The organism is Elusimicrobiales bacterium (genome assembly GCA_041651175.1).
GTDB lineage: Bacteria > Elusimicrobiota > Elusimicrobia > Elusimicrobiales > Elusimicrobiaceae > JAQTYB01.
Genome location: JBAZJT010000044.1, coordinates 1 through 5249 on the forward strand (window position 1 = coordinate 1; position 5249 = coordinate 5249).

Here is a 5249-nt window from a genome sequence, read left to right on the forward strand (position 1 = left end):
GTCTGCGCGTTGTCGGATGCGCGCGTTTTTGTTGTCAGGTTGCCGTTGTTGTCGTATGCGTAAGTATACTGGCTGTCGCTGTTCAGCCGGTTTGCGGCGTCGCAGGCGTAACCGGAGCGCACGGCGTCGCTTGTGCGGTTGCCCACCGCGTCGTAGGCGAAGGTCTCGGACTGCACGCTCAGCGCGCCACTGGACGGGTGTACCGCGCTTGTCAGGCGGTGCAGGTCGTCATAGCCGAAAGTGTGCGCCCCGAAATCGTCGGTCATGGTTGCGCGGTTGCCGGCAGTGTCGTATGTGTAGCCGACGCTGGCGATAACCGCATTGTCGGTTTTGCGGCGGTAGGTTATTCCGGTAAGCTGATTGGCGGCGTCGTAAACATATTCCGCCGCCACCGCCGCGCCCATATCCATGCGCGTGCGCCGTCCGGCGGCGTCGTAGGTGAATTGGAACTGCGTCCCGCCGGGCGCGGTTATCGTTACGGGGCGGTTCAGCGCGTCGTAGCTGTAGCTCCATGTGTAGCCGGAGGCCGTCATCGCCAGCCGGTTCCCGGCGGCGTCGTATGTGTACGCGAACGCGCCGCCCAGGTTTGCGGCTTTGTCCTGCGCGCTTGTTGCCGTTACCCTTCCCGCCGCGTCATATGTGTAATTGGAAGTGGTTAGTATGGATTTTTGTGAATGCAAACGGTTGGTCGTTTCGGCGATGGCAAGCACGTGCCCAAGCATTTGCCCATCCCCCTCCATTCCCGCCGGAATGGAGGCATGGGCACACACTGCGAGAAGCATCGCCGCACAATTGCAAGTAAGTGTCCGCAGTGTTCTTGCCATTTTAAACAGTCCTCTTCACTTGTTGTTTCTATTTAGCATAATGTTTCTTTTGTGGAATCCATAAATTACGCCAGGGATGGCAAGAACCCAAGATACCCATAATATAGCAACTCCATATGCAGCTGTTGATTTAACAATCCATAACGGCATTTCCAGACGATGAATGTGTATCCAATAGCATCCCGTGAAATAAACCCCTAGTGACATGAATAAATACACTAAGCCCCTCCTGCCCCATTTGTAGCTACAGACATAACCCATAACTATAAATACTGAGATAAGGTTAAGCACGCCAAAAAAAGAGCCGATAATACCTAACGTTACCAAGATGCTTCCGAGTACGATACCAATGCAAAATATCAGCGATATCACTGCAAATGCAACAATAAACTCCTGGATGATTCTTTTCATTTTTCCTCCATACAATTATCTGGCTTGGGGTTTTTACATTCCCACCATGTTTTAATAGCCCATACAATGCAATTATTCAGAAAAGACCATTCCACCCCTTTTTGCTGATCACGTAACGCTTTCTGGCGAACACATTTTGTCGTTTTAGAGTCAGACCCCGACCATGGCCAACCAAATAGTCGCCGTCCTCTATCTATGTCCTCTGGATTGTTAATATCGATATTCTCTGGTGTACTCAATCCATAAGTAGCCCCTCCAGCCTCGATATAAAAATGCGGAACCGAACCTGTAAAGTCAGCAATCCTCATGCAAGTTCGGACACTTGCAGGCCTACTTTTCCATTTATTGCCCCAATGTTGCGCTTCATCGCTTTCAAAATTTTGCCCTGAACTATCAGTATGGTTTTGTGGATTCTCTGCAACATAAGTGTATAAATTGCTATTCCCACCAAAAAATCCAATCGGATCTTTCTGGATGAATCTGCCGGTGTCGGGGGCGTAGTATCTGGCGCGGTAATAGAACAGGCCGGTTTCGGCGTCCCATTCTCGGGCGGTGTAGCTGTATAGGCTGCCCGTCTGCGACCAGGCGCTTGTGCTGGCGGTTATTTCGTTTCTGAACACGGGCTTGCCGTAGGCTTGGTATTGCGCGCGCTCAACTACGGTTCCCGTCTGGTCGGCGATGGCGATTATGCTGCCAAGCCCGTCGGCCAGCAGGTAATAATCGCTTGCGCCTTTTCTTAACATCAGCGGCTCGTCCGTGCCGGGGCCGTGCGTGTAGGTCGCCTTCAGCGCGCCGTCCGCGCCGGTTACAAATGCGATGTCCTCGCCGTCGTAGATGTAATGCTGTTCGCGAATTGTCTCGCCGTTGTGCGTTATCGTTTTTGCGATTCTCCGGCCTGTCGCGTCGTAACGGAGCGCCTCGCTGTAGCCCGACGGCAGGTTTACTTGCGTAAGGCGGTTCTGCGCGTCGTAGATGTATGCGGTCTGCGCGTTGTCGGATGCGCGCGTTTTTGTTGTCAGGTTGCCGTTGTTGTCGTAATCGTAGGTGTAAAGCGAATCGCTATTCAGTCGGTTTGCGGCGTCGCAGGCGTAACCGGAGCGCACGGCGTCGCTTGTGCGGTTGCCCACCGCGTCGTAGGCGAAGGCCTCGGACTGCACGCTCAGCGCGCCGCTGGACGGGTGTACCGCGCTTGTCAGACGGTGCAGGTCGTCATAAGCGAATCCGTGGCTGCCGAAATCGTCAGCCATGGTTGCGCGGTTGCCGGCGTTGTCGTATGTGTAGCCGACGCTGGCGATAACCGCATTGTCGGTTTTGCGGCGGTAGGTTATTCCGGTAAGCTGATTGGCGGCGTCGTAAACATATTCCGCCGCCACCGCCGCGCCCATATCCATGCGCGTGCGCCGTCCGGCGGCGTCGTAGGTGAATTGGAACTGCGTCCCGCCGGGCGCGGTTATCGTTACGGGGCGGTTCAGCGCGTCGTAGCTGTAGCTCCATGTGTAGCCGGAGGCCGTCATCGCCAGCCGGTTCCCGGCGGCGTCGTATGTGTAGGTGAACGCGCCGCCGAGGTTTGCAATCTTGTCCTGCGCGCTTGTTGCCGTTACCCTTCCCGCCGCGTCATAGCCGAATTGCAACTTTGTTTGCGGACCTTCCACCGTTGTCAGGTTGCCCGCAAGGTCGTAGCCGTAGGCCGTCTGCCCGTCGGGGGCGGTGGCGGATGCCAGCCGGCCCAAAATATCGTAAGCGAACGCGAAGCTGCTGCCGTTTGCGTCAGCCGCCGCGCTGATCCTTCCCGCCGCGTCGTAGCCGTAGCTCGCCGCATGGCTTAACGGATCGGTTACGGCGGACAGCCTTCCCTGCGCGTCGTAGGCGAAACCCGTCGCGTGATTGGCGGCGTCCGTCAGCGAAACAAGCCGCTTTGCGCCCGTCTCAAAACCGCCCGGCTCGTAGCCGTAGCGCGTTACGCCGCCGATGGCGTCGGTAACCGTGTCAACCGTGTTGTCCGGGTTGTAGGCGAAAGCCACCGCCTTGCCCGCCGGGTCCGTCATGCGCGTTACGCGGCCTATGATGTCATAGGCGAAACCGGAATTGCGGTTCAGCGCGTCGGTTACGGATGTTGCATTGCCGTAGCCGTCCCGCCCGATTGTTACAGCATGGCCCAGCGGGCCGGTTATCGCCAGCGGCAGTCCGTGCGCGTTATTGGTTATATCGGTTGAATGCCCCGCCGCGTCGGTGATGCGCGACAGGTTGCCGCTTGCGTCGTACGAAAAATGCGCGGTGTTGCCCTTCGCGTCGGCGTAATAGCTGATGTTGCCGGACGCAGGGTCGTAGCCGATGTTGACGCGGTTGCCCAGCGGGTCCGTCGCGGCGGTCAGCCGGTTTTTCGCGTCCCACGCATAGCCGCGGACATTGCCGGCGGGATCGGTAACCTGAACCGGATTGTTCGCCGAATCGTAGGCGAACAGCGTCTTGCCGCCCGCGCCGTCAACCGTGTATGCCCGCCGGAAATGGCCGTTGGACTTGTTCCACCGCACCACCTCTTTGCCGCCCAAAGGCGGCGTGATGCGGGTTTCGCCCTCGCCGGTCTGGTCGTCTACGATATATTCATAGGTGTATGTCCCCCGCGGCCCGGTTTTGGAGCTTAAATAATACCGCTGCGGGAAATACCACGCCGAAAACGCCGCCCGGTCCACGAAATAATAGCCGGACGCCGCCGGCGCAAGCGGCGCCAGATACACCTTGTCCGCCGGAGCCGCCGCGCCCGCCAGCAGCGCGCACCGCTCCGCGCCCGCGTAGTTGAACGCCGGAACGGATTTGCAGTCCCGCGAATGGTCCACCCGGTACGCCGGCGCCGAGTAAGCATAGCTTGTAACCTGCCCGCCGGGCGGGGTAACGCGCGAAAGCAGCTCCGCGTTCCCCCAGCCGCCCGGCGCGAAATACCCGCCCGCAAAACCCTCCAGCCCGGATACGGAATAGCCCTGATAGCCGAAGGTTGACACGCCCTCGGGCCCTTCAAGCCGCTCCAGCAGCCCGGAGCCGGTGTAGCCGAAATAATGCGCCCGCCCGCCGATGTCGGTTACAGAAGACACCCGCCCCGCCCCGTCGCGCGAAAACGAGTAAAGTACGCGCCCGTCCGGGTCCCGCACGGCCGACAGCAGCCCGGAGGAATACTCCAGCAAAAGCGCCGCGCCGTTGCGGTCGGTTACCGAAACCAGCCGCCCCGCGCCGTCGTAGGAATAAACCAGCCTGTCGTCCGCGCTCCACACAAACCCCGACGGCGCCGCGGTGGAGCCGGAAACCGACAAAACGGCGCTCTCGCCCGCAGGCGCAACCCACTGGCCGGAGGAATTGAGGAAATACAGCAGCCGCCGCCCGTCCGGCGGGCGCACGACGGCGACGGTCTCCAGGTCGGAGGCGGGAATGTCCATGCCGGAGGCGCCCATCAAAGCGCCGGGTGAGTACGGGTCGCTCCAGCCGCCCGCAACCGAGGCAGAAGCCAGCAGCCGCGCCGCCGGATACACCCGCACCGACGATTCAAACGAATGCCGCCACGACCTGCCGATGTCGCCGGCGTCCTGGTTGTCGCTGAGGTAGAACACCCGGAAATCCACCGGCCCGGCGAAATTGGGGACATAGACCGCCGGGTCGCCGCTGACGGAAACGCCGCCGGACGCCTCGTCGTAGCACCGCGGACAGTCCGAAGGAGCCTCCGTGGAAGGCAACTGGCACGTCTCGGGAGTGGGAGATTTGGGCAGAGTCCGGGCGTGCAAAAACGGCGCGGATAGGAATACCGTGCTTATGAAAATCAACAATTTAAAAACAGTGGTCCTTATCATAATTTTCAGTTGACAATGACAGCGGGTTTTGTTTATTTTTGTTTTTCCTCCTTTTCAAATTGAAACCGGTTTGCCTTGATATCTTCGTATATGGATTTGAGCTTTGCGTAATAGACATCTTCGGTTTCATCCATGCTGAATTGTCCTATTTTTTTCCATCTTATTTTACCCTTCAGGGAAA

The 5249-nt window shown here is 58.5% G+C and carries 3 protein-coding genes; all 3 read right to left on the reverse strand.

Annotated elements, in window-relative coordinates; genetic code table 11:
- On the reverse strand, positions 1-722 hold a 722-nt coding region (locus WC421_11675), incomplete at its 3' end, for a hypothetical protein (protein MFA5162886.1).
- Positions 723-839: 117 nt separating this feature from the next.
- A complete protein-coding gene (locus WC421_11680) occupies positions 840-1235 on the reverse strand; it encodes a hypothetical protein (GenBank protein MFA5162887.1) in 396 nt (131 codons plus the stop codon).
- Positions 1232-5068, reverse strand: coding sequence for an RHS repeat-associated core domain-containing protein (locus tag WC421_11685; GenBank protein MFA5162888.1), 3837 nt, complete (start codon positions 5066-5068; stop codon positions 1232-1234). Before WC421_11685 ends, WC421_11680 begins: the two co-directional genes overlap by 4 nt.
- Between the last annotated feature and the right edge of the window lie 181 nt (positions 5069-5249).